Annotated in this window: 15 protein-coding genes and 2 pseudogenes; 7 read left to right on the top strand and 10 right to left on the bottom strand. The window is 64.3% G+C overall.

Annotation, left to right across the window (positions count from 1 at the left end; all coding sequences use genetic code 11):
• Positions 1–25: 25 nt before the first annotated feature.
• From ACYX4P_RS13040 to ACYX4P_RS13025, 4 genes and pseudogenes are all read right to left on the bottom strand, one after another.
• Positions 26–1,420 (bottom strand): ATP-binding protein, encoded by a 1,395-nt coding sequence (locus tag ACYX4P_RS13040; protein ID WP_248117070.1) that lies wholly within the window; start codon positions 1,418–1,420, stop codon positions 26–28.
• A complete protein-coding gene (locus tag ACYX4P_RS13035; protein WP_312572352.1) occupies positions 1,417–2,205 on the bottom strand; it encodes a response regulator in 789 nt (262 codons plus the stop codon). The genes ACYX4P_RS13040 and ACYX4P_RS13035 overlap by 4 nt, the downstream gene beginning before the upstream one ends.
• Positions 2,206–2,993: 788 nt before the next feature.
• Positions 2,994–3,107, bottom strand: a pseudogene (locus ACYX4P_RS13030) (IS5/IS1182 family transposase); the annotation flags it as partial.
• A 396-nt stretch (positions 3,108–3,503) separates the two neighbouring features.
• Positions 3,504–4,001, bottom strand: a pseudogene (locus ACYX4P_RS13025) (CE1 family esterase); the annotation flags it as partial.
• Positions 4,002–4,121: 120 nt separating this feature from the next.
• Between ACYX4P_RS13025 and ACYX4P_RS13020 the strand changes: the two are divergent.
• The gene (locus tag ACYX4P_RS13020) at positions 4,122–4,802 is read left to right on the top strand and encodes a type 1 glutamine amidotransferase domain-containing protein (protein WP_248117065.1); all 681 of its coding nucleotides are present in this window, start codon (positions 4,122–4,124) and stop codon (positions 4,800–4,802) included.
• 133 nt (positions 4,803–4,935) lie between these two features.
• Here the strand turns inward: ACYX4P_RS13020 and udk are convergent, their stop codons facing one another.
• Positions 4,936–5,583 (bottom strand): uridine kinase, encoded by a 648-nt coding sequence (gene udk / locus ACYX4P_RS13015; protein WP_248117062.1) that lies wholly within the window; start codon positions 5,581–5,583, stop codon positions 4,936–4,938.
• Between the two features lie 156 nt (positions 5,584–5,739).
• On the opposite strand from udk, the gene ACYX4P_RS13010 reads away from it, so the two are divergent.
• Positions 5,740–7,368, top strand: a complete 1,629-nt coding sequence (locus ACYX4P_RS13010; protein WP_248117059.1) for a long-chain-fatty-acid--CoA ligase — start codon at positions 5,740–5,742, stop codon at positions 7,366–7,368.
• Positions 7,369–7,396: 28 nt separating this feature from the next.
• Entirely contained in the window at positions 7,397–8,071 is a 675-nt protein-coding gene (locus ACYX4P_RS13005; RefSeq protein WP_248117057.1) for a DUF1499 domain-containing protein, read from the top strand.
• Positions 8,072–8,080: 9 nt separating this feature from the next.
• Here the strand turns inward: ACYX4P_RS13005 and ACYX4P_RS13000 are convergent, their stop codons facing one another.
• On the bottom strand, positions 8,081–8,983 hold the full coding sequence (locus tag ACYX4P_RS13000; RefSeq protein ID WP_248117054.1) for an MBL fold metallo-hydrolase: 903 nt from the start codon (positions 8,981–8,983) through the stop codon (positions 8,081–8,083).
• A 72-nt stretch (positions 8,984–9,055) separates the two neighbouring features.
• Here ACYX4P_RS13000 and ACYX4P_RS12995 point away from each other — a divergent pair, with 72 nt between their 5' ends.
• Positions 9,056–9,199, top strand: coding sequence for a hypothetical protein (locus ACYX4P_RS12995; protein ID WP_248117052.1), 144 nt, complete (start codon positions 9,056–9,058; stop codon positions 9,197–9,199).
• Positions 9,200–9,202: 3 nt separating this feature from the next.
• On the opposite strand, the gene ACYX4P_RS12990 is transcribed toward ACYX4P_RS12995, so the two are convergent.
• On the bottom strand, positions 9,203–9,742 hold the full coding sequence (locus tag ACYX4P_RS12990; protein WP_248117050.1) for a hypothetical protein: 540 nt from the start codon (positions 9,740–9,742) through the stop codon (positions 9,203–9,205).
• Between the two features lie 254 nt (positions 9,743–9,996).
• Between ACYX4P_RS12990 and ACYX4P_RS12985 the strand changes: the two genes are divergently transcribed.
• The 3 genes from ACYX4P_RS12985 to ACYX4P_RS12975 all read left to right on the top strand — a co-directional run bounded on the left by ACYX4P_RS12985 (position 9,997) and on the right by ACYX4P_RS12975 (position 17,374).
• A complete protein-coding gene (locus tag ACYX4P_RS12985; protein ID WP_248117048.1) occupies positions 9,997–13,005 on the top strand; it encodes a TonB-dependent receptor domain-containing protein in 3,009 nt (1,002 codons plus the stop codon).
• Positions 13,006–13,500: 495 nt separating this feature from the next.
• A complete protein-coding gene (locus ACYX4P_RS12980) occupies positions 13,501–16,680 on the top strand; it encodes a TonB-dependent receptor (protein ID WP_248117046.1) in 3,180 nt (1,059 codons plus the stop codon).
• A gap of 139 nt (positions 16,681–16,819) precedes the next feature.
• Positions 16,820–17,374 carry a hypothetical protein gene (locus tag ACYX4P_RS12975; RefSeq protein WP_248117044.1) on the top strand — a complete coding sequence of 185 codons (555 nt, stop codon included), beginning with the start codon at positions 16,820–16,822 and terminating at the stop codon, positions 17,372–17,374.
• Positions 17,375–17,425: 51 nt separating this feature from the next.
• Here the strand turns inward: ACYX4P_RS12975 and metH are convergent, their stop codons facing one another.
• From metH to metF, 3 genes are all read right to left on the bottom strand, one after another.
• Positions 17,426–20,092, bottom strand: coding sequence for a methionine synthase (gene metH / locus ACYX4P_RS12970; RefSeq protein WP_248117042.1), 2,667 nt, complete (start codon positions 20,090–20,092; stop codon positions 17,426–17,428).
• Between the two features lie 151 nt (positions 20,093–20,243).
• On the bottom strand, positions 20,244–21,338 hold the full coding sequence (locus ACYX4P_RS12965) for a homocysteine S-methyltransferase family protein (RefSeq protein ID WP_248117040.1): 1,095 nt from the start codon (positions 21,336–21,338) through the stop codon (positions 20,244–20,246).
• Positions 21,338–22,279, bottom strand: a complete 942-nt coding sequence (gene metF, locus ACYX4P_RS12960) for a methylenetetrahydrofolate reductase [NAD(P)H] (protein WP_248117038.1) — start codon at positions 22,277–22,279, stop codon at positions 21,338–21,340. Before metF ends, ACYX4P_RS12965 begins: the two co-directional genes overlap by 1 nt.

Raw genomic sequence — 22,279 nt, 5'->3', positions numbered from 1 at the left:
AGGCTTTCCGCAATCACGGCTGGCGTCAAACCTGATTCTGCGGGCCGAGTTGCGCGAACACAAGACGCGCTTCCAGGCCGCCGTCGGGGTGGTTGGACAGCGTCAGCCTGGCGCCGCTGCGGGCCGCCATGCGCTGGGCGATGGTGAGGCCGAGGCCCGCGCCGCCGCTGTCGCGTGATCGCGAGGCGTCCAGGCGATGGAATGGCTCCAGCACGGCGTTTAGCTGATCCTCCGGTACGCCCGGACCGTGATCGCGCACCGTGATGGCGATATCTCCGCTCGGGTCACGGATCAGGGCGACGTCCGCCGCCCCCCCGTGCTGAACGGCGTTGTCGATGAGATTGCCCAGAGCGCGACGAAGCGCTTGAGGCCGGGTCGGCGCGACGGCGGCGCAGGTTTCGATTACGCGAACCGGCAGGCCGGCGTCGGCCATATCTTCCACCAGGGCGGACACCAGGGAGGGCAGATCGACCTGTCCGGTCGGCTCGCTCGCCTCCACCTCGCGCGCCAGGTCCAGACCTTCGCGGATCAGCACCTGTGTGGCGGCGAAATCGGCGAGCAGACGCGCGCGCAGTTCGGCGTCCGTCACCTTGTCGAGCCGAAGCCGCATCCGGGTCAGCGGCGTCTGCAGGTCGTGGGTGATGGCGGCCAGCATTCGCGTGCGGTCGGAAAGCGCGGCCTTCAGGCGCATCTGCATGGTGTTGAAGGCTGCGGCCGCATCGCGCAGTTCCTCAGGGCCGGCGAGAGGAAGCGGCGGACGGTCCAGGTCGTCTCCAAGCGCCGCTGCGGCCGTGCTTAGGCTGCGCAGGGGCTGAACCGCCAGTCGGGCCGCGATCCAGGCCAGAAGGGCGGCGGCCAGGGCCATCACGCCCAGAAACACCAGTCCCAAGCGGTCGGCGGCCAGGGGCGCGGGCGGCGGGGGTAGGGCGGTGGTCAAGGCCAGCGTTCCTTGCCCCGTCTGCGCGACGATCAGGCGGCAGTTCTGCTCGGCGGGACCGACAGGCGGGTGGGGCGCGGCGGGCGCCGTGCTTCCGGGCGCTACGGACAGCGGGGGCAGGGGCGGTCCGGGCGGCGTCCGGCCGGGCAGATGAGCAGGCGGAGGCGGCACGCAATCCGCCGCTCGCGTCTGATAGGCCACGGCCTGGCCCTGGCCCAGGGTTTCGGCCAATCGTCGCGTCAGGGCGACGTCGGCGGACCCCGGAACGATCCCTTCGGCCGCGCGCGCCACGCCCCTGACATCGGCGCCTGACCTCAGGACGGGAAGCGCGGCGGCGATGCGCGCCGCCGCCTGGCTGCGATCCTGGTCGGCCTGTCGCTGGCGATAGAGGCTGTCGGACAGCCAGAGCGCCGCCGCCGCCGACAGGGCGGCCCCGATCAGCAGGATCAGGAAGATTCGACGCGCCAGGGTGTCGCGCGTCATCCCTCGGGCGCCGCGTCAGGGCTCGAAACCGTCGCAGCAAGCATATAGCCGAGATTGCGCACAGTCTTGATCAGTTCGGGCGACCGGGCGTCGTCGCCCAGCTTGTGACGGAGCCGGCTGACCCTGAGGTCTATGGCGCGGTCGTCGGTGTCGGACGCGGCGGCTAGAGCGCGAAGCTGCTCCCGGCTCAGCACCCGGCCGGCGTGGGCGGCCAGAGCGTCGAGCAGGTCGAACTCGGTGCTGGACAGACTGACCAAGCGTGCGTCGGCCGCGCTAAGCAGGCGGCGTTCGCGGTCCAGCGTCCAACCAGCGAAATGGACGCGGGTTTGCGTCGTGGGCTCCAGATTGGCCGGCAGCGCCCGGGTGCGTCGCAGAACGCTTCGGATACGGGCCAACAGCTCGCGCGGCTCGAACGGCTTGGCCAGATAGTCGTCTGCGCCCATCTCCAGTCCCACGATCCGGTCGATGGCCTCGCCGCGCGCGGTCAGCATAATGACGGGAACGGCCGAGCTGGCGCGCAGGTCGCGACATAGGGTCAAGCCATCCTCGCCCGGAAGGTTGAGGTCCAGGATCACCAGATCCACGGTCTTGTCTGACAGGGCGCGCCGCATGGCCTTGCCGTCTGCGGCCTGAATCACGCCGTAGCCTTCGCCTTCCAGCCGTTCGGCCAGCAGGCTGCGAATGTCGCGATCGTCATCGACGACCAGGAGCGTGGCGGACGGGTTCATCGCGTCTGTGTGGCGTGTCGCGATGCGTCTGTCGCGGGGTTTCTCGTGTCGGTTCATGTCGTCCATCGCATCGACACATGCCGACACAACTCAGGCGCCGCTGGATACACGCCGATACGTCCGGGTCTCAGCGGCGCCTTTGGGCGGGCCGAGAACAAGGGCCTTGCCGAGGGGCGTCGCCGCCTCGGTCTCCGTCAACCCAAGGATAGAGATCTATGCGTTCTTCCCGTCCCCTGAACCGCAGACTGCTGGCCGCCGTCGCGACTTTCGCGGCGCTGGGCGCGGCGTCCGGCGCCGAGGCCCAGGCTGTCCCGTCGCAGCAACAGCCGCCCGTCGCCGCGCCGCCGCCGCCCGTCGCTGCGCCCGCGCCGCCCCCGCCCCATCATCGTCGAGGTCTCTTCGGTCGGCAGGCCGAGCCGCGTGGTCCCGCGCCGCGTCCCGGCGTGGCGGGCCCCGAAGGTCGACCCGCGCCTCCGCCCCCGCCGCCTGGACCCGATGGGCGTGCCCTGGCTCAGGCCTTGGGACCCGAAGGTGGTCCGCCGCCGCCTCCGCCTTCAGCCGGTGTCGCCCCGCCGCCTGCGCTCCCTGGCATCCTGCCGCCCCCGCCTGTCGACGTCCGCACCCCGCCTGCGCCCCCGGCTCCGACAGGTCGCTGATCGGCCTGACCAAGGCTTAGGACCTATTGATCCAGAAGATCATGGATTGCCGCGATCGGCGGCAATGAAGGTCTGTGCGCATCGGTCGTAACGGATAGCGATGCGCACAGACCTTGAGGCAGGCGAACAGGTTCTCGACCTTTTGGCAAGTTCGATAGAGGTGTCTCGCGGCTGCGGCTTGAGGGAATACAGGCCTTGAGCGTTGCAGCGGAGATGGATTTTGGTCGAGAAGCCATCGCGCGAGCGGCCAAGACGCTGGTCCTTATCCCCCTTTTAAAGCGCACCGGCGGCGTGCTGATGGGCGGCGAAGAAGGCCCAAAGGGCGTCGTTGTCGGCGACCCAGCTGTGGCCGCCGCCGGAGGTGATGCGGCCCACCACGTCCGCGCCGTCGCGGCAGGCGGCGTAACCCTCTTCATAAATCTTATCGGCGATCCACCGGGTGTCGCGCACCTGGGTGCAGCCGTTCAACTGGGCCCAGCGCTGTTCGGCGGCGTGCATGGTGTAGCTCCAGTAGCCCGCGCCGCCGCCCTGGATGGGATTGGTCGTGTCGGCGTCGCCGGCGAAGGCGATGACCGGCATGGGGCGCGAGGGGCGGCAGGTGGCGGGGTCGGGCTCATCGGGGCGATCCTTCCTCGGATTGCCGGCGCGCAGGCCCACGACCGGGGCGATGGCGGCGAAGCGATCGGCGGCGACGCACCCCAGCCAGGACGTCATCCGCCCGCCGCCCGACAGGCCTGTCGCATAGACGCGGCTGTCGTCCACGCAGCCCTGTTCCGCCAGATAGCGGATCGTGGTCGTCAAATAGGCGACATCGTCGGCGTCGCCGGGGCCGGGCACGGCGCCGGTGATGGTTGGCACGCCGGGGATGTTCCAGACGAAGCCCCGCTCGACCGGAATGCCGGCGTTGGGGGCGGCGACGATGAATCCATGCCTGTCCGCCGCCTCGGCCAGCCGGGACGAGGCCAGCATGGACGCGCCCGTGCCGCCGCTGCCGTGCAGCAGGAAGACCAGCGGCGCAGGACGGGCGGGGTCGAACCCGGTCGGGATGTGCAGCAGCAGGGTCCGACCCGATCCGCCGATGGCGACCGCCTGGGTCTGGCCTGGCTGGCCCAGGCCGCACGGCGCGGCCGCCTGGGCCGTCTGGCCGAACAGGCAAAGGCCGGCGAGGGCCGCGATCAGGCCGATCAAACGTTTCATCGGGTTCCGCCTCTGGTGACTCAAACACGCAGGTTGGGACGTTTCGCGCGCGCAGACCAGCCTTGAGGCGGGCGCGCAGCCTTCCCATCTGTGGACGCCCCACGAGATGGAACCTGTTTCATGAAAATCCTGCTGGTGCTGACGTCGCACGATCAACTCGGCGATACGGGCAAGAAGACGGGCTTCTGGCTGGAAGAACTGGCGGCGCCCTATTACGCGCTGAAGGATGCGGGGGCCGAGATCGTGCTGGCTTCGCCCAAGGGCGGACAGCCGCCGCTGGACCCCAAGAGCGACGACGCGGGCGCCCAGACAGAGGACACGCGCCGCTTCAAGGCCGACGCCGAGGCGCAAGCCGCCCTGGCCGCGACCGTCGTCCTGTCGTCGGTGAAGGCCGAAGATTTCGACGCCGTCTTCTATCCGGGCGGCCACGGGCCGCTGTGGGACCTGGCCAATGACGCGGACTCCATCGCTCTGATCGAGGCTTTCGCCAGGGCCGACAAGCCGACCGGGTTCGTCTGCCACGCGCCGGGCGTGCTGAAGTCGGTGAACGGGCCGGACGGCAAGCCGCTGGTCGAGGGCCGCAAGGTGACGGGCTTCACCAACTCCGAAGAGGACGCCGTGGGCCTGACCGACGTGGTTCCGTTCCTGGTCGAGAATGTGCTGATCGCCAACGGCGGCGACTATTCCAAGGGGCCGGACTGGGGGTCATACGTGCTGACCGACGGCAAGCTGGTGACCGGCCAGAACCCGGGGTCGTCACGCGCGGCGGCCGAGTCGCTGCTGGGGTTGTTGAAGGGGTGATCGACGGCATCTTCTCCTCGCTGTGCGGGGAGGGATTGCGAAGCGGTGGATGGTCGTATCCGAAACCGTAAGGCGGGATCGAGGAGTGACGCCAAGTCTGGTATCCGTATCGACGGGATCGAAATCCTTGGCCCTAACTGTCCAGCAGGGCCTGCAGCAGAGGATGGGCCAAGACCGGCGCGGCCAAGCGCACAACGGCCTGGGGGTCTTCCAGGCGCACGGCGGCGGTGGCGTCGGCGACGATGAAGTCGGCATGGGTGCGCGACGGCTCGGTCAGTCGCTCGTGGCCCGGCCGCACTGTGGCCAGATATTGCGCCACGACCGAATCCGCCGACCGGCCGCGTTCGGCCTGATCGCGCAGCAGGCGGCGGATGAAGCGGATGTCGGCGGGGGTGTCCACGAAAACCCGGATGTCGAACAGGGCCGTCAGGTCCGGCGTGCACAGGACATGGGTGCCCTCCACGATCACCACCTGGGACGGCGGGATCGGCTCGCCGCCCGGCTCTCGTCCATGGTGGATGAAGGAATAGACCGGCGCCGTCACCCCGCGTCCGGCCTTCAGCGCCTTCAGATCGGCGATCATCAGGTCGTGATCGCGCGCCGACACGTCGTCGAAATCGAACGTCGCGGCGTCGAAGCCGGGCAGGGCGGCCGCGTCCTTGTAATAGCTGTCCTCGCGCACCAGCACGGCCGCGCCGCCCGGCAAGGCGGACACCAGCGCCTCCGCCAGAGTGCTCTTGCCCGAGCCGGAGCCGCCCGTGATCGCGATCAATATGGTCATGAGGCGCCTTCTAGAGCGCTCGCGCCGCCAGCGCCACGGGGACGATCCGTCGCGCCGCAGATGACGTCGCGGCACGTTGCTTATCGCTGATAACCAATGTTAGCGTCCACCCAAGCGTCGCATCCAATCAGACGCACCCAAGGAACAGGAAACGATATGCTGGGCTTGATGCAGGACTGGCCGCTGACGGTCGACAAGATCATCGATCACGCCAGGAACTGGCATGGCGAGCGCGAAGTGGTGACCCGCTCGGTCGAGGGGCCCATCGTCCGCACGACCTACGCCGCCATCCACGACCGCGCCAAGCGCGTGTCCAACGCCCTGAAGGACTGGGGAATCAAGCCGGGCGACCGCGTGGCCACTTTGGCCTGGAACACCGCCAACCATATCGAGGCCTGGTACGGCATCATGGGCATCGGGGCGGTGTGCCACACCCTGAACCCGCGCCTGTTCCCCGAACAACTCGTCTATATCATCAACCACGCCGAAGACCGGATCATCTTCGTCGACCTGACCTTCGTGCCGCTGCTGGACGCCATCCTGCCGCACATCCCCACGGTCGAGCGCGTCGTCGTCATGACCGACGCCGCCCATATGCCGCAGACCAAACTGCCCAAGGCCGTGGCCTATGAGGACGCCATCGCCGGCCAATCGACCGACGTGGTCTGGGGCGATTTCGACGAACAGACCGCCTGCGGGCTTTGCTACACCTCGGGGACGACCGGCAATCCCAAGGGGGTGCTGTATTCGCACCGCTCCAACTTCCTGCACACCTTCATGGGGCTGCAGGCAACCGTCATGGGCGCCACGCCCAAGGAGGTGATCCTGCCGGTCGTGCCGATGTTCCACGCCAACGCCTGGGGCATCGCCTTCGCCGGGCCCGCCGCGGGGACCAAGCTGGTCATGCCGGGCGCCAAGATGGACGGCCCGTCGATCTATGAGTTGATCGAACAGGAAGGCGTCACCTTCTCGGCCGCCGTGCCCACCGTCTGGCAGGGGCTGTTCGCCCATATGAAGCAGAACGGCCTTGGGTTCTCGACCTTGAAACGGGTTCTGATCGGCGGTTCGGCCTGCCCGGAAAGCCTGATCCGCGGCTTCCAGGACGATTTCGGCGTCGAGGTCACCCACGCCTGGGGAATGACCGAGACCTCGCCCATCGGCACGGTCGCCAACCTGCCGCCGGAAATCCTGAAACTGCCCTTTGACGAGCAGATGAAGTACCGGCTCAAACAGGGCGTGCCGCCGCTGGGCATAGAACTGAAGCTGAAGGACGAGGCGGGCGTGGAACTGCCCCACGACGGCGTCACCTTCGGCCGCCTGATGGTCAAGGGGCCGACCATCAGCAAGGGCTATTTCAAGGACGACAGTTCGATCCTGGACGACGAGGGATTCTTCGACACCGGCGACGTCGCCACGGTGGACGAAATCGGCTTCATGCAGATCACCGACCGCGCCAAGGACGTGATCAAGTCGGGGGGCGAATGGATCAGCTCCATCGAGATCGAGAACATCGCCGTCGGCCACCCCAAGGTCGAGATCGCCGCCGTGATCGGCGCGGCCCATCCCAAATGGGACGAGCGACCGGTTCTGATCCTGAAGCTGAAGCCGGACCAGACGCTGGATCCGCAGGAGCATCTGGACTTCCTGCAGGGCAAGATCGCCAAATGGTGGATGCCCGACGATGTCGTCGCGGTGGACGAAATCCCTCTGGGTGCCACCGGCAAGATCGACAAGAAGCTGTTGCGCGAACGGTTCAAGGACTACCGTCTGCCGACCGCCGCCTGATGGGCGTCTGAGCCGAACCGGAGCCTGAATGCCGATCCGAAAGCCTGTTCCCGCCATCCTGCCGTGGCTGACGGCGCTTGCGGCGTCGCCGCTGGTGCTGATCGTGGCGGCCATTGCGGCGACCCGGTTCGGCGGGGTCGATCTTTCGGTCGGTTATGATCTGCTGACCTGGACGGTGGCGCGCACCTTGGCCTGGATCGGGCTGGCGGCGGGGCTGGTCGCGGTCGTGCTAGCCCTGCGGGACATTCGGGGCAGGGGGGGCTATGCCCTCGCGGCCCTGGTGTTCGCCGGCGCGGCGGTGGTGGGATTTATCGAGCGTCAGGGCCGGGACGCGACGCCGAAGCCGCGTGACGTCACGACCAATGTGGAGGAGCCGCCGGCCTTCTCGCGCGCCGTCGCCGCCCTGCATCGCGGATCGACCCCGGCCGCCTGCGAGGCGGTGGTCGCCATTCCCAGCCAGGTCCTGGCCCAACAGGCGACGTCGGCCCTGGTCGACGCCGGCTTTGTGGTGAACCGCGCTACAACGTTCGAGGTCGAGGCCGCGCATGAAGGCGCCTGGTTCGGCTTCGTCAGCGATGCGGTCGTTCGCATCCGCCCCGGCCGCACCGACATCCGCGTCGCCGCCCGCGACGCCCGTCCCGACGGCGGCGCGACCTGCCGCCTGGCCGCGCGCATCGCAGGCGAACTGGCCGCCGCTCGCTGACCTTTCGGATCAAACGGGCCGGAACCGCGCCGCCAGATCGGGCTCGCCGTCGCAGATCGCGCGCCCGTCTTCGACCAGCTTGGTCAGGTGGGCCAGCACAGACAGGGACGCCGCCGGCCATAGGCGCGGATCGACGGCGGCGTAAAGGTCCGGCACCATTTCGGCAATGGTTCGGTCGCCCGCTGCCAGACGCGCTGCGATCTGCGCCTCGCGATCCAGCCGGTGGGCGCGATAGGCCGCCAGAAACGGCCGAACCTTGGTGACCGGCGCCCCGTGCGTCGGCCACAGCACGTCGAAGTCTCGCGCGATCACGGCGTCCAGACTGGCCATATACTGGCGCATGTTTCCGTCCGGCGGCGCCACGACGGTCGTGGACCAGCCCATCACATGGTCGCCGCAGAACAGGCCGTTCTCCTCGCGCAGGGCGAAGGCCATGTGGTTCGACGCATGGCCGGGCGTGAACATGGCCTCCAACGTCCAGCCTTCGCCCGCGATGACCTCGCCGCCATTCAGTACGACGTCGGGCGCGAAATCGCCGTCCTCCTCCTCGTCCAGCGTGCCGGACGCATGGGTTTCGCGGGCCGGAGGCCGGGCCGCCAGAATGGGCGCGCCCGTCGCCTCGGCGAACGGTTGCGCCAGCGGCGCATGGTCCCGATGCGTATGGGTCACCAGCACATGGCTGACCCGCCGCCCCGCCGTCGCGGCCAGCAGCGCCTCCAGATGCGCCATATCCATCGGCCCCGGATCGATCACCGCAACGGCCGCGCCCGGCTCCGCCCGCCCGACAATGTAGGTCCCTGTGCCGGTGAAGGTGAACGGTCCCGGATTGTCCGCCACCACCCGCTGCACCAGGGCCGAAACCTGGTCGCGCCGCCCATAGGCGAAGTCGAACGTCCGCACGAACGGAATCATGCCGCCGCACCTTCGTCCATCTGGCGCGCCGCTTGCGTTAGGATTTCGGTCATCATTGCCGGAGCACCCGCCATGGCCCGTTCGGTCCTCGCCGCTGTATCAAATCGGCCCGCGCTCGTCGCGGCCGCCGTGCTGTGTCTCGCCGCGATCCAACTCGCCGCCTCCTGCACCCCCGAACCTGCGCCCTATGCGTCGCGGGCGGCGATCCAGCGCTGAAGCCTATTCGCGTTTGACGCGGAACGGCGGGGCGTCGCCGACCTTCATCATGTAGCTGCCCAAGCTGGCCCGTCGCACCGTGACCGGATACTGACGCCGCGTCGAAAACTGGACGTCTGCGCTGTCGGTCTTACGCCACACCGATCCATCGTCCAGCGTGATCAGCCACTCGCCCCGCCCCAGATCCCGCGCCCCGGTCATCGTCGCGGAGATGGATTGCAGGTTGTCACTACGACCTGAGCTGTCGAAAGGATTCAAAGCCGACACGCTGAATCCAAAAAGCCGCCGCTGATTCTGCGCGACGTCCTGTCGAGTGACGATTGCAACTTCGCCTGCAGCAGCCAAGATCGCCGCCGCGCTGTCGAAACAGGCCAAGCGGGCACCGTCGTCCCGTATCGACCGGCATTGTGTCAAAGCGGCGATCATGTTGGCTGACGCAGAAGCATTTATGTCTTGAGCCGACGCCGGGAAGGCGATGAAAAATGTTGCTGCAGCGCAGCTGGCGACAAGCTTGTTTCTAACAGCCAAGAAATTGTAGCGCATTTTTTTCATCTCACCTGGAAGTATCGGGCAGCTATATGGCGGAATATTCGGGCCCGCCCAGCAGCGGTCGGGCAACAGGAGTGTGTCGTCTTTACGACAGGTGTGTCGAGAATGCGGTGAAAGCGCTGTCTTGTCACTGGACTTGCGAGCATCTTTCCTGTGCTTTCCTCTTCAACTGACTTTCAGGTCGGTAAATTGCCATGTCGAGGGCGCCCGTCTTCACGGGCTGGCTCTTCTCCGGGGAGAATTAAATTTTGAATAACACCAAGTATCGCCGCAGCCTGCTCGCCACTACGATCATCGGCGGAGCTGCAATGGCCCTGGCGGCGACGCCTTCGTTCGCCCAGTCGTCAAATGATCAAGCGACCGAAGTTGGCGAGATCGTCGTGACGGGCTCGCGCATCGCGCGTCAGGATTATCGCTCGGCCAGCCCCATCGTCACGGTCACGTCCGAGGACTTCCAGGCGACAGGCTCGGTGACGATCGACAGTCTGCTGAACGACATGCCGCAGTTTGTTCCGTCCATCAACGCGACATCGAACAACCCTTCGAATGGCGGTCAGGCGAACCTGAACCTGCGCGGTCTTGGCACCAGCCGTACGCTGGTTCTGATGAACGGCCGTCGCGTCGTGCCGTCGAACGCATCCGGCGTTGTGGACGTGAACATTCTTCCGACCGCGCTTATCAAGAACGTGGAAGTGATCTCGGGCGGCGCGTCGGCGGCCTATGGTTCGGACGCTCTGGCCGGCGTGGCCAACTTCATTCTGGACGAGAGCTTCCAAGGCGTGCAGGTCGACGCCCAATACGGCGAAACCGACCGTAGCGACGGCGTCACGCAATCCTATTCGGTCACCCTTGGCGGCAACTTTGCCGACGACCGCGGCAACATGGTCTTGTCGCTGGGCCGATCGACCCGCGCACAGATCTACAATGCTGCGCGTGACTGGGCGGCCATCTCGGGCGCCTCGGGGACGTCGCCGCTGGGATCGACGACGTTCGACTCCTCAAACCTGCCCAGTCAAGCCTTCATCAACAGCTATTTCGGCGCGCCGACCGTCTGCCCCACAACGCCAAACCCCACGGCGCCATGCGTCGCCAACTCGGGACAATTCGGCTTCAACAATAATGGCTCGCTGTACAGCTACGTGCTGACGCGCAACTTCCAAAGCCCGGGCGGCATCGACTATGACGGTTTTGCAACGCCCGGCGCCGGCTCCTACACCTATAACACCGGCGCTCTGAACACGCTTCAGCTGCCGCTGGATCGTTACAACGCCTATGCGGGTGGCCGTTACAAGATCAACGAAAACGCCGAAGTTTACGGCAGCCTGTTATTCACGCAATACACGGCAGAGCAGGAACTGGCGGCGACCCCGGCCGCGGGCAACGTGCCTAGCACCGGGTTCCGCGTGCCCGCGACCAATCCGTTTATCGGGGCCACGCTGCGTAGCTTCCTGAACGCCCGCGCCACCCCGAACGGATCGTTCCTGCTGAACAAGCGGTTCAACGAGCTGGGCGGCCGGGTCGGCAATGATCGTTACACTGTCTATCAACTCACCACGGGCGTTCGTGGGCGCGTTCCGCAAAGCGAATGGACCTACGATATCTACGCCCAATATGGACGCGTCGATAACACCACGACCCAAACCGGCAACGTGTCGCGTTCGGCCGTTCAGCGCCTGCTGGACGCACCAGACGGCGGCCGTAGCCTTTGCGCTGGCGGGTTCAATCCGTTCGGTCAATCCAACCTGTCGGCCGAGTGCATCAACTACATCGCGCGTCGCGGACAGAACACGACGATCTCCGAGCAGACGATCGTTGAAGGCTCGCTGCAAGGCAAGCTGTTCGAACTGCCCGCCGGGGAAGCCCGTGGGGCGTTCGGCGTACAATATCGTCAAGACGACTACATCTTCCGCCCCGACGCTGCGCTGGCTCAACAGAACCCCCGCACGCCTCACCTAGGCGCGAACGGACTGGCGGACGGCGGCGAGATCGGCGGGTCGGAAATCGCGGGCTTCAACGCCTCTCAAGGTCTGACCGGGACGACCAATTCCAAGGAACTGTTCGCCGAAGTTCTGCTGCCGCTGCTAAGCGACATGCCGTTCATTCAGGATCTCGACCTGACACTGGGTTACCGCTACTCGGACTACAGCTCGATCGGCGGCGTGTCGGCCTATAAGGCTGATCTGGAATGGGGCGTCTTCGACGGCTTCCGTCTGCGCGGCGGCGCCAACCGCGCCGTCCGGGCGCCTTCCATCGGCGAACTGTTCGCGCCGACCAACACCAGCTTCCCCTCGATCGGCGCTGTTTCGGCAACGGGGCTGTCGGGTGATCCTTGCGACATTCGCAGCAGCTATCGCGCCGGCGCCAATGCGACCAAGGTGCGTGACCTCTGCGTAGCTCAAGGCATCTCGGCAGGCGCGATCGGCACCTATCAGTTCGCCAACAACCAAGTCACCGGGATCACCGGCGGCAATCCGAACCTGGAAGAAGAAACGGCCGACACCTGGTCGGTTGGGGCTGTCTATCAGTCGCGCTTCCAAAGCCCCTGGCTCTCGGGCTTCTCCGCGTCGTTGGACTACTACAACATCGAAATCACGAACGTGATCGGTACGGTTGGCGCCTCGGCCCAGCTGCAGGGCTGCTACAACGCTCAAGGTCAAAACCCGACCTATGATCCGAACAATGGCTACTGCCAGCTGTTCCAGCGTGACCCCAACACCGGTAACGTCGTGCAGGCGCGCGAACTCAACCAGAACCTGGCGACGCTGAAAACGTCAGGCATCGATGCCCAACTGGATTATCGCATCCAGACGGGCGAGGTTGGCCTGCCGGACTTCGGGTCGCTTAACTTGAACGTTGTGGTCGGCTGGCTGGAGAACTGGGAGCGTCAGGATACCGAAGGCGGCCCGTTCATCAATCGCACGGGCACCATCGACAGCGTCTTCGGCAACACCTTCCCCGAATGGAAGCTCTTGACGTCGCTGAACTGGAAGAACGGTCCGTTCGGTGCGGGCGTCCGTTGGCGTCGGGTGGGTGAAATGACCCAGTTCGGCACGACGAATACGCTGGACGCCGTTCACTACTTCGATCTGAACGGGTCGTGGGCTGTAAACGACACCGTCGTTCTGCGGGCGGGCGTCAACAATCTGACGGATCAGGACCCCAACACCTATTCTCCGGGTGTCCAGGCCAACACCGATCCTTCCACCTATGACGTCCTGGGTCGTCGTTACTATGTCGGCCTGACCGCCAAGTTCTGATTATCTTCTAGCCAAGTTTGAGGCGGCGAAGCGTTTGCTTCGCCGCTTTTTTTTGGATTGATTACCATCGGTAGATGGCGCGGTAGGCATTAAAAAAATAGTCCTGGACAGAAGGCATCGTAAAAATAATGGATACTTATTTATATTTGGGTAATATAATGGAATTGTATATTTAGATACGTACCTAATAAAAGAGTGTAATATTTTTCACTACTATAAAGTTCGCTTTCCCTACATATAATACCCACGCGTCTTCTGTCTTGGTCCTCGCGGTTTTGGCGCGGAAGCGGCCTTAACGCATCAAGGGAGGGGGCTCTCGCGATCATGTGGCGATATTGCGACAACTTGGCGCCGATGGCGTCAACTTGTCGCAATATGGCTAGCGCTCGGCTTGTACGCGGCTATCCTTCTTTCCGATCTACGCGCATCGTGGCGTAGGGTATTCTTGCGCCGACGATTTCAGCGTTGTCGGACCTGCATTGGGAGGGTTCAGTTTTGAGTATCCAGACAATACGTCAGCGCCTGTTGGCGGGAACGATGATCAGCGGCCTTGCCCTGACTGTGGCAGTGGCAATACCAGCTACGACGATTATGTTGTCGGCGACGTCGGCAACAGCACAAGACTACACCAGCGGCGTGTTGACCGGCACAGTAACTAACGATGCTGGGGCGCCGATCTCGGGCGCTATCGTGAATGCGACGTCGGGCCAGGGCTCGGTGCGGTCGGCGACGACCGACGCCAACGGCGCATTTCGCATGCCGGCTCTGCCGGTCGGTTCTTATGAGATCAGCATTAGCCACCCGTCTTACGCATCGATTTCGCAACGAGCGTCGGTCAGTTCGGGCAGCTCTTCCTATGCTTTCGTGCTGGGATCCAGCGGCTCATCGCAGGCTTCGGACCTGGGCGATATCGTCGTCACCGCCGCGAGGCGCGTGCAGGACTTCAATGCGACGGACACTGGGTTGAGAGTTGACGTCCAAGATCTGGCGAACAAGGTTCCCGTTGGCCGCAGCATCAACGCCGTCACCCTTTTGGCTCCTGGTGCTAGCCTGCCTGATGCAACGATCGGCGCTAGCTCTAGACGGAACCAGAGTTTGGCGTCCTTCTCCGGTACGTCGGCTGCCGAAAGCGCCTACTATGTTAACGGCCTTAACCTTACGGACCAACGGACTTTCCTAGGCTATGGTGAAGTACCGTTCGATTTCATCCAGTCGATCGATGTGAAGACGGGCGGCTATCAAGCCGAGTATGGCAGAGCCACCGGCGGTATTGTTAACATTGTCACCCGATCAGGTACTAATGAGTTTACAGGCGGGTTAAGCGTTTATTATACACCGGATAAACTGCGTAGCTCGCGTGGCACGTCTTATCAGCAGGGCGGAAACAACGTTGCGGGTATTGAGGTCTATAACCAGTATAGCTACGCAGAAACCACTGATTATTCGGCGTTTCTGGGCGGACCCATCATCAAAGATCACTTGTTCTTCTTTGGTGTCTATAACATCCGGGATGTAAAGAGCGAGGGCGCGCTTTCACGCTCGTTTGCTTATAACTCTGCGAATGGCGCGATTACGCCCGGCGCTACCTACAGCCAAGGTATTTCGTCTTACGACGACCCACGTTGGGCTTTGAAGCTCGATTTCGTCATTAATCCTAAGCATCGTATTGAGGCTACATGGTTGAACGATGAAACGACCACAGAGAGCCAAACGCGCACCTACAGCGCGACAACGTCGGCGGGTCTTACTGCGGTCACAGATCCGCTTTCATCCGATGCCGGCGGATTGACGCAGATCTACAAATACACGGGCGTATTCACGGACTGGTTTACCTTGTCGGCTCTATATGGCCGAAATGAAGCTAGCTATCTTGATTACGGAAATCCCATCAGCTTGCCCGGAGTTTACGACTACGCCCGTCCGGGCGGAGCTGGCTATGTAGGTGTCGGCCGCCAGGCAGGGCCCTATAATTTGGCGGGCGAGGATACTCGTAAAACCTATCGGGTCGATGCGGACTTCTATTTTAACCTTCTGGGCGAACATCATCTTCGCGTCGGCTATGATCGCGAAGAATTGGTGAGTTCCGCAACAACCGCATACTCTGGCGGCGCTCTGTACAACGTCCTTACACCAGCCCAGTGTGCGGGGATCGCTCCGGCGGGGCTGGGTTGCTTGAATATCGTCACATTTGCCAATGACGGCTCGTTCACCGGTGAACAATCCGCCTTCTACATTCAAGACTCGTGGGACATAACCGATAACCTGAGCCTGCAACTGGGCGTTCGTAACGATCAATACGTTTACAACAATGTTGCCGGCGAACCCTACATTGATCTGAAAGACCAATGGGCTCCACGCATCGGTTTCAACTGGGATCCATTTGGTAACAAGGTTGACCGAGTATATGGGTCGATGGGTGACTATTATCTGCCTATCGCCACAAATACATCGATTCGAGGCTCATCAGGTGAAGTGTATACTGACGCCTATTATGCTGGACCGAACCGTGACACCTCTGGCAATGTGGTGCTGAACGCTGGCGGCTACCCGACCTATGGTGCGTTGTATCAGTTCGACTATCTGAGCCCGCCAGGCGCTCCTGATCCGCGTTCTGTGGTCGAAGCCGACCTAAAGCCCATGTATGAGCGCGAATTCGTTCTCGGTTACGAGCACACGATCACCGATGGGCGTTTCGCAGACTGGTCCTTGGGCGTGCGCGGTATTTATCGGAATCTGGAAAGCGCGATCGAAGATACCGCCATCGGTGATGCGGTGGTGCGCTATTGCGTGCGCAACAATATCGCCTGCGGTCAGTCTGGGCCGGGCGATGCCGCCTTCTCATCGTTATTCCCTTATGTCCTGATAAATCCGGGCGACGGTGCGACGGTCTTTGTCGATCTGCAAGGCGACACGCGGACGGATGCGGCGGGCAATCCAAATCCGGCCTATAACCCTCAAACGATCGAGTTGACCGCCGCAGATTTGGGCTTTGACAAGGTCGAACGTACTTACAAGGCTTTGGAGTTCACATTCCGTCGTGAGTTTGACGGTAAGTGGGGCCTGGCAGGTTCCTATACGCTTGCCAAGTCCGAGGGCAACTATGAGGGGGCAGTCAAGTCGGATATAGGTCAGACCGATACATCGGCAACGCAAGATTACGACCACGTTGCAAACCAACTTGGTTCGTTCGGGTATCTGCCGAACCACCACGCCCATACGATTAAACTGTACGGAAACTGGGCGTTGACTGATCGGTTCAATGTAGGAGCCAACTTCACCGCTCAGTCGGGCCGCAAGTATGGTTGCATTGGGCGGGTTCCACTGTCAGTTGATCCGCTCGCGCCGCAATCTGGTACGCCTTCGGGGTGGTATTGCCCGTTCGGCCCCGGCAACACGACCATCCAAACGCCGCGTGGATCGCAAGGTGAGACCGACTGGGTCTTCCAAACCGATCTGAACCTATCCTACACGGTGGTGGAATCTGCTCGCGGCAATGTCACTGCTTCGGTGGATGTGTTCAATCTCTTCGACAATGACGCGGCCACCCGTGTCGTTGAGCAAGGTTTGATCCGTACGTCCGGCAATGTGCTTACCGCTCGGTCGCCGTACTATGGCATGCCGCGTGGTTATCAGGCTCCGCGTTCGCTTCGCTTTGGCCTGAAGTACACCTTCTAAATCTCGACAGGATCACTGAAACTGAGGCGGTGGGGCCACGCTCCGCCGCCTTTTTCGTTTGAGCGTCGCCGTAGAAAAACCATCGGGGCGGGCGAGCGTTGGTGATCGGCGCTCGTTCGCGTCGCATCGAAGGAAGATCATGCTGAAACTGCTCGCTCCCGCTCTCTCCGTTCTGTCCGTGCTGGCCGCCGGGTCAGTCATGGCGCAATCGCAGGACGGTCCGATCGTCACGGGCAATCGCTCGGTGGAAAGCGCTGACGCGCTGAAGACACGCGAGGCGATCGCCTATGCGCGCCCGCTGCCGCGAGGCGCGCCCAGCGCGGATTACGCCCTGGTGGCCTGGTGCGATGCGCTGGTCAGCGGTCACGCCGATCTGGGCGACACCTTGCCAGCTCATGCGCCCGAGGATGTCGAACTTGTTCGCCTGGGGCGGCTTGAGGCCCAGGATTTCCGAACCGCCCTGGCCGCCGCCGCGCCGCGTCAGTCCGCCGCCAGCAAGGCTGAGGCCGATCGGGCCGTCGCTGCGGTCAAGGCGCAGTGGGCCACGCTGATCGAAAACCCGGACGCCGAGGCCCGCAGCCAGTCGTTCGGTCTGTTCTTCGGCCTGCCGGGGCGGTGCGAACACGCCGCGCGCCGCATCCGCGAGAACATCACGACGCCGCCGGCGACGCTGGAAAGCGTCGGCATCAACTAAGTCGACGACGGCTCTGCCGGTCCGATCCAGAACGGCGGCCGGAGCCCGGGCTCAGGCCGCCGTTTCGCGTGGCGCCGCGTGGGGATCGTAGTTGAGGATGGGCGCCAGCCAGCGCTCGACTTCGGCGAGGGTCATGCCTTTGCGGCGGGCGTAGTCCTCGACCTGATCGCGGTCGATCTTGCCGACGCCGAAATAGTGGCTGCCCGGATGGCCGAAGTAGAGGCCGGAGACCGAGGCAGGCGGCGTCATGGCGTAGCTTTCGGTCAGGGCCATGCCAGCGTTCTCGCCCGCGTTCAGCAGACGGAACAGGGTGGCCTTTTCCGTGTGATCGGGCTGGGCCGGATAGCCGGGGGCAGGGCGGATGCCCTGATACTGTTCGGCGATCAGGTCATCGACGCTGGTGGCCTCGTCGGCCTTGTAGCCCCACAGCTCAGTGCGGACTTCCTTGTGCAGGCGTTCGGCGAAGGCTTCGGCCAGGCGGTCGGCCAAGGCCGTGGCCATGATGGATGAGTAGTCGTCGCCCGCATCCTTGAACCGTTTGGCGATCTCCAGTTCGCCGTGCCCTGCGGTGACGGCGAAGGCGCCGATATAGTCGTCGCCGTCCTCGGCGATGAAGTCCGACAGGGCCAGGTTCGGCTTGCCGTTCGACTTCTTGATCTGTTGGCGCAGGGTGTGGAAACGGGCGATTTCCTCGGACCGGGTCGCGTCGCTGAACACGGCGATGTCGTCGCCGACCGCACGGGCCGGCCAGAAGCCGACGACGCCCCTGGCCGTGAACCATTTCTCTTGCACGATCCGCTTCAGCATGGCCTGGGCGTCCTGGAACAGGTCGCGCGCGGCCTGGCCGACGGTCTCGTCTTCGAGGATCAGCGGATAGCGGCCGATCAGCTCCCAACTGGCGAAGAAGGGGGTCCAGTCGATGTGGTCGGCAAGGTCCTGCAGGTCCCAGGCGTCGAACGCTTTCACGCCGATGAAGGACGGGGCGCCGGGCATGGGCTGGGTGGGATCGGTGCGGAACCGATTATCGCGCGCCTGCTGCAGGGTTGCGCGGGCCTTCACCTCCTGCCCGCGGGCGTATTGCTCGCGGATGCGGATGTATTCGTCGCGGGTGGCGGCTTCGTTTCGGGCTTTTTCGGTCGGGGACAGAAGGCCGGACACCACGCCGACGGCGCGGCTGGCGTCGATGACATAGGTGGTCGATCCCCGCCTGTAGGCCGGTTCGATCTTGACCGCCGTATGGGTGCGGCTGGTGGTTGCGCCGCCGATCAGCAGGGGGATGTCGAAGCCGCGCCGCTCCATTTCGGCGGCGACGAAGACCATTTCGTCCAGGGACGGCGTGATCAGACCGGACAGGCCGATTATGTCGACGTCATGGGCCTTGGCTTCGTCCAGGATGCGGTCGGCCGGGACCATGACGCCCAGGTCGATGACCTCGTAATTATTGCACTGGAGCACGACGCCGACGATGTTCTTGCCGATGTCGTGGACGTCGCCCTTGACGGTGGCCATCAGGATCCGGCCCGCCTGCTCGCGGGGTTTGCCGGCCTTTTCGGCCTCCATGAAAGGCTCCAGCCAAGCGACGGCCTGTTTCATCACGCGGGCGGATTTCACCACCTGGGGCAGGAACATCTTGCCCGATCCGAACAGGTCGCCGACCACGTTCATCCCGTCCATCAGCGGACCTTCGATGACGTGCAGGGGGCGTTCGACCGACAGGCGGGCCTCTTCGGTGTCGGCCTCGATATATTCGGTGATGCCGTGGACCAGGGCGTGGGTGATGCGCTCACCAACCGTGCCTTCACGCCATCTCAGATCGACCACCTTGGCCGCGCCCTTTTCGCCCTTGTAGGACGGGGCCATGTCCACCAGCCGCTCTGTGTTGGACACGTTGGTCCGCTGGGGGCGGTTCAGGATGACGTCTTCGACGGCATCGCGCAGCACAGGGTCGATGTCGTCATAGACGGGCAGGTCGCCCGCATTGACGATGCCCATGTCCATGCCCGCATTGATGGCGTGGTACAGGAAGACGCTGTGGATCGCCCGACGCACCGGCTCGTTGCCACGGAACGAAAACGAGACGTTCGACACCCCGCCCGAGATGCGGGCGTAGGGCAGGGTGGCCTTGATGACCCTGACCGCCTCGATGAAGTCGACGGCGTAGTTGTCGTGCTCCTCGATCCCCGTCGCCACGGCGAAGATATTGGGATCGAAGATGATGTCCTCGGGCGGGAAGCCGACCTCGTTGACCAGGATGTCATAGGCGCGGGTGCAGATTTCAATCTTGCGCGCGGCGGTGTCGGCCTGACCCACCTCGTCGAAGGCCATGACCACGACGGCGGCGCCGTAACGCAGGCATTTGATGGCATGGTCGCGGAAGGCCTGTTCGCCCTCCTTCATGCTGATCGAGTTGACGATGGGCTTGCCCTGAACGCACTTCAGGCCCGCTTCGATCACCTCCCATTTGGAACTGTCGATCATCACCGGCACGCGGGCGATGTCGGGCTCGGCCGCGATCAGGTTCAGGAAGGTCCGCATGGCGACGACGCCGTCCAGCAGGCCCTCGTCCATGTTGACGTCGATGATCTGGGCGCCGGCCTCGACCTGCTGGCGGGCGACGTCCAGCGCGGCCGAATAGTCGCCCTCGACCACCAGTTTGCGGAATTTGGCCGAGCCGGTGACGTTGGTCCGTTCGCCGACGTTGATGAAGGTGGGTCTCAAGCAAAAACTCCGTTCATCCCGGCGAAAGCCGGGACCCAGTGCTTTTGGGAGGCACGGTGCTGGGGATCGGGGGCGGTGACGTCGGGCTGACGATCATCGCCCAAAGAACTGGGTCCCGGCTTTCGCCGGGATGAGCGGGAAGAGGAGTGTGTCACGCCACCATCTCGAACGGTTCGAGGCCGGACAGACGCAAGGCCACCGGCCGTTCCGGGATCGCGCGGGGCTTAAGCGGCGCGACTTCCTCGGCGACGTGTTTGATGTGGTCCGGCGTCGTGCCGCAGCAGCCGCCGACGATGTTGACCAGGCCGGACGCCGCCCATTCCTCGATGAAATGGGCGGTCTCGTGCGGTTCCTCGTCGTACTGGCCCATGGCGTTGGGCAGGCCGGCGTTGGGATAGGCGGCGACCAGGGTGTCGGCGACGCGGCTCAATTCGGCGATGAAGGGGCGCATCAGGTCGGCGCCAAGCGCGCAGTTGAAGCCGACGGCAAACGGCTTGGCGTGGCGCACGCTGTTCCAGAAGGCTTCGGCCGTCTGGCCTGACAGGGTGCGGCCCGAACGGTCGGTGATGGTGCCCGAAATCCAGATGGGCAGGGCGTCCATGCCCTCGTCTTCCAGATCCTTGATCGCCTTGATCGCGGCCTTGCAGTTCAGCGTGTCGGTGATGGTTTCGATCAGATACAGGTCGACGCCGCCCTGGTTCAGCGCCTTCACCTGATGGCGATAGGCCTCATAGACCTGATCAAAGGTCACGCTGCGGGCGCCGGGGTCGTTCACGTCCGACGACATCGACAGCATCTTGTTCAGCGGACCGATGGAGCCGGCGGCGAAACGCGGCTTGTGCGGCTCCTTGGCGGTCCAGCGGTCGGCGGCGGCGCGGGCCAGTCGCGCGCCCTCCAGATTGATGTCCCACACCGCCTGGGCGTCCAGGGCATAGTCCTCTTGGGCGATGGTGGTGCCCGAGAAGGTGTTGGTCTCGCTGATGTCGGCGCCGGCGGCGAAATACTGGTCGTGCAGGTCGGCGATGACGTCGGGGCGGGTGATGCAGAGGATGTCGTTGTTCCCCTTCATCTGGTGTTTCTCGTCATAGCCGTTGGCGGCGACGAAACGATCGGCGCGGAAGTCGGCCTCGTCCAGTCCGCGACGCTGGATCATCACGCCCCACGATCCGTCGAGGACCAGGATGCGGTCCTTGGCGGCCTGATGCAGGGCGGCGATGCGTTCCGAGCGGGTGAGGGGAGAGGTCATCACGCCGCAACCTTGGTTTCACGCACGCCCAGCACGCGACAGATCGCATAGACCAGATCCGCGCGGTTCAGAGTGTAGAAGTGGAAGTCCGAGAAGCCCTCTTCCTGCAGGCGGGCGCAGGTTTCGGCGGCGACCGAGGCGGCCAGCAGTTTGCGGGTCTCCGGGTCGTCGTCCAGCCCGTCGAAATGTCCGGCCAGCCAGTCGGGCACCGAGGCGCCGCACGATCCGCACATCCGCCTCAGGCCGTTGAAGTTGGACACCGGCATGACACCGGGGATCAGCGGAATGGTCACGCCCGCCGCCCGCACCCGGTCGCGGAAGCGCAGGAAGGCGTCGATGTCGAAGAAGAACTGGCTGACCGCCCGCGTCGCGCCAGCGTCGATCTTGGCCTTCAGCACCTCGATGTCATGGTCGATGGAGGGGCTTTCGGGGTGGCGTTCGGGATAGGCGCCGACCGTGACGTCGAAGCCGCCGATGCGGCTGATGGCGGCGGTCAGTTCGGTGGCGTTGGCGTAGCCGTCGGCGCGGGGCTGATAGGCCCCGCCAATGCCGGAGGCGCCGGGCGGATCACCGCGCAGGGCGACGATGTGATCGACGCCGATGGTCTTGTAACCCTGTATAACCTCATCAACCTCTTCGCGGCTGGCGTCGACGCAGGTCAGGTGGGCGGCGGGGCGAAGGCGGGTTTCGGTGATGATCCGCTGGACCGTTCGATGGGTCCGTTCGCGCGTCGATCCGCCAGCCCCATAGGTGACCGAGACAAAGGCGGGGTTCAGCGGCTCCAGGCGGCGGATGGCCTTCCACAGATTGGCTTCGGCCTCGTCCGATTTGGGCGGAAAGAATTCGAAAGAGACGCGCACGGCGTCGCGGTTCGAGCCGGCGCGGGCGACGGGGCCGAGCGGGGACAGCAGCAGGGCGCGGGCTTCAGCAAGCGATGCCAT

The sequence above is a fragment of the Brevundimonas sp. ABV4_179 genome (genome assembly GCF_056311945.1).
Note: the sequence above shows the minus strand (reverse complement) of the source record. Positions and strands in the feature narration are given on the sequence as shown.

Excerpts from the sequence above, each read along its gene's own strand:
- ACYX4P_RS13035 (WP_312572352.1), bottom strand. The coding sequence starts at position 2,205 with ATGAACCGACACGAGAAACCCCGCGACAGACGCATCGCGACACGCCAC.
- ACYX4P_RS12965 (WP_248117040.1), bottom strand. The coding sequence starts at position 21,338 with ATGACCTCTCCCCTCACCCGCTCGGAACGCATCGCCGCCCTGCATCAG.
- ACYX4P_RS13010 (WP_248117059.1), top strand. The coding sequence starts at position 5,740 with ATGCTGGGCTTGATGCAGGACTGGCCGCTGACGGTCGACAAGATCATC.
- ACYX4P_RS12995 (WP_248117052.1), top strand. The coding sequence starts at position 9,056 with ATGGCCCGTTCGGTCCTCGCCGCTGTATCAAATCGGCCCGCGCTCGTC.
- ACYX4P_RS13020 (WP_248117065.1), top strand. The coding sequence starts at position 4,122 with ATGAAAATCCTGCTGGTGCTGACGTCGCACGATCAACTCGGCGATACG.
- ACYX4P_RS13040 (WP_248117070.1), bottom strand. The coding sequence starts at position 1,420 with ATGACGCGCGACACCCTGGCGCGTCGAATCTTCCTGATCCTGCTGATC.
- ACYX4P_RS13005 (WP_248117057.1), top strand. The coding sequence starts at position 7,397 with ATGCCGATCCGAAAGCCTGTTCCCGCCATCCTGCCGTGGCTGACGGCG.
- ACYX4P_RS12975 (WP_248117044.1), top strand. The coding sequence starts at position 16,820 with ATGCTGAAACTGCTCGCTCCCGCTCTCTCCGTTCTGTCCGTGCTGGCC.
- metF (WP_248117038.1), bottom strand. The coding sequence starts at position 22,279 with ATGGCATCGCTTGCTGAAGCCCGCGCCCTGCTGCTGTCCCCGCTCGGC.
- ACYX4P_RS12990 (WP_248117050.1), bottom strand. The coding sequence starts at position 9,742 with ATGCGCTACAATTTCTTGGCTGTTAGAAACAAGCTTGTCGCCAGCTGC.
- ACYX4P_RS13000 (WP_248117054.1), bottom strand. The coding sequence starts at position 8,983 with ATGATTCCGTTCGTGCGGACGTTCGACTTCGCCTATGGGCGGCGCGAC.
- udk (WP_248117062.1), bottom strand. The coding sequence starts at position 5,583 with ATGACCATATTGATCGCGATCACGGGCGGCTCCGGCTCGGGCAAGAGC.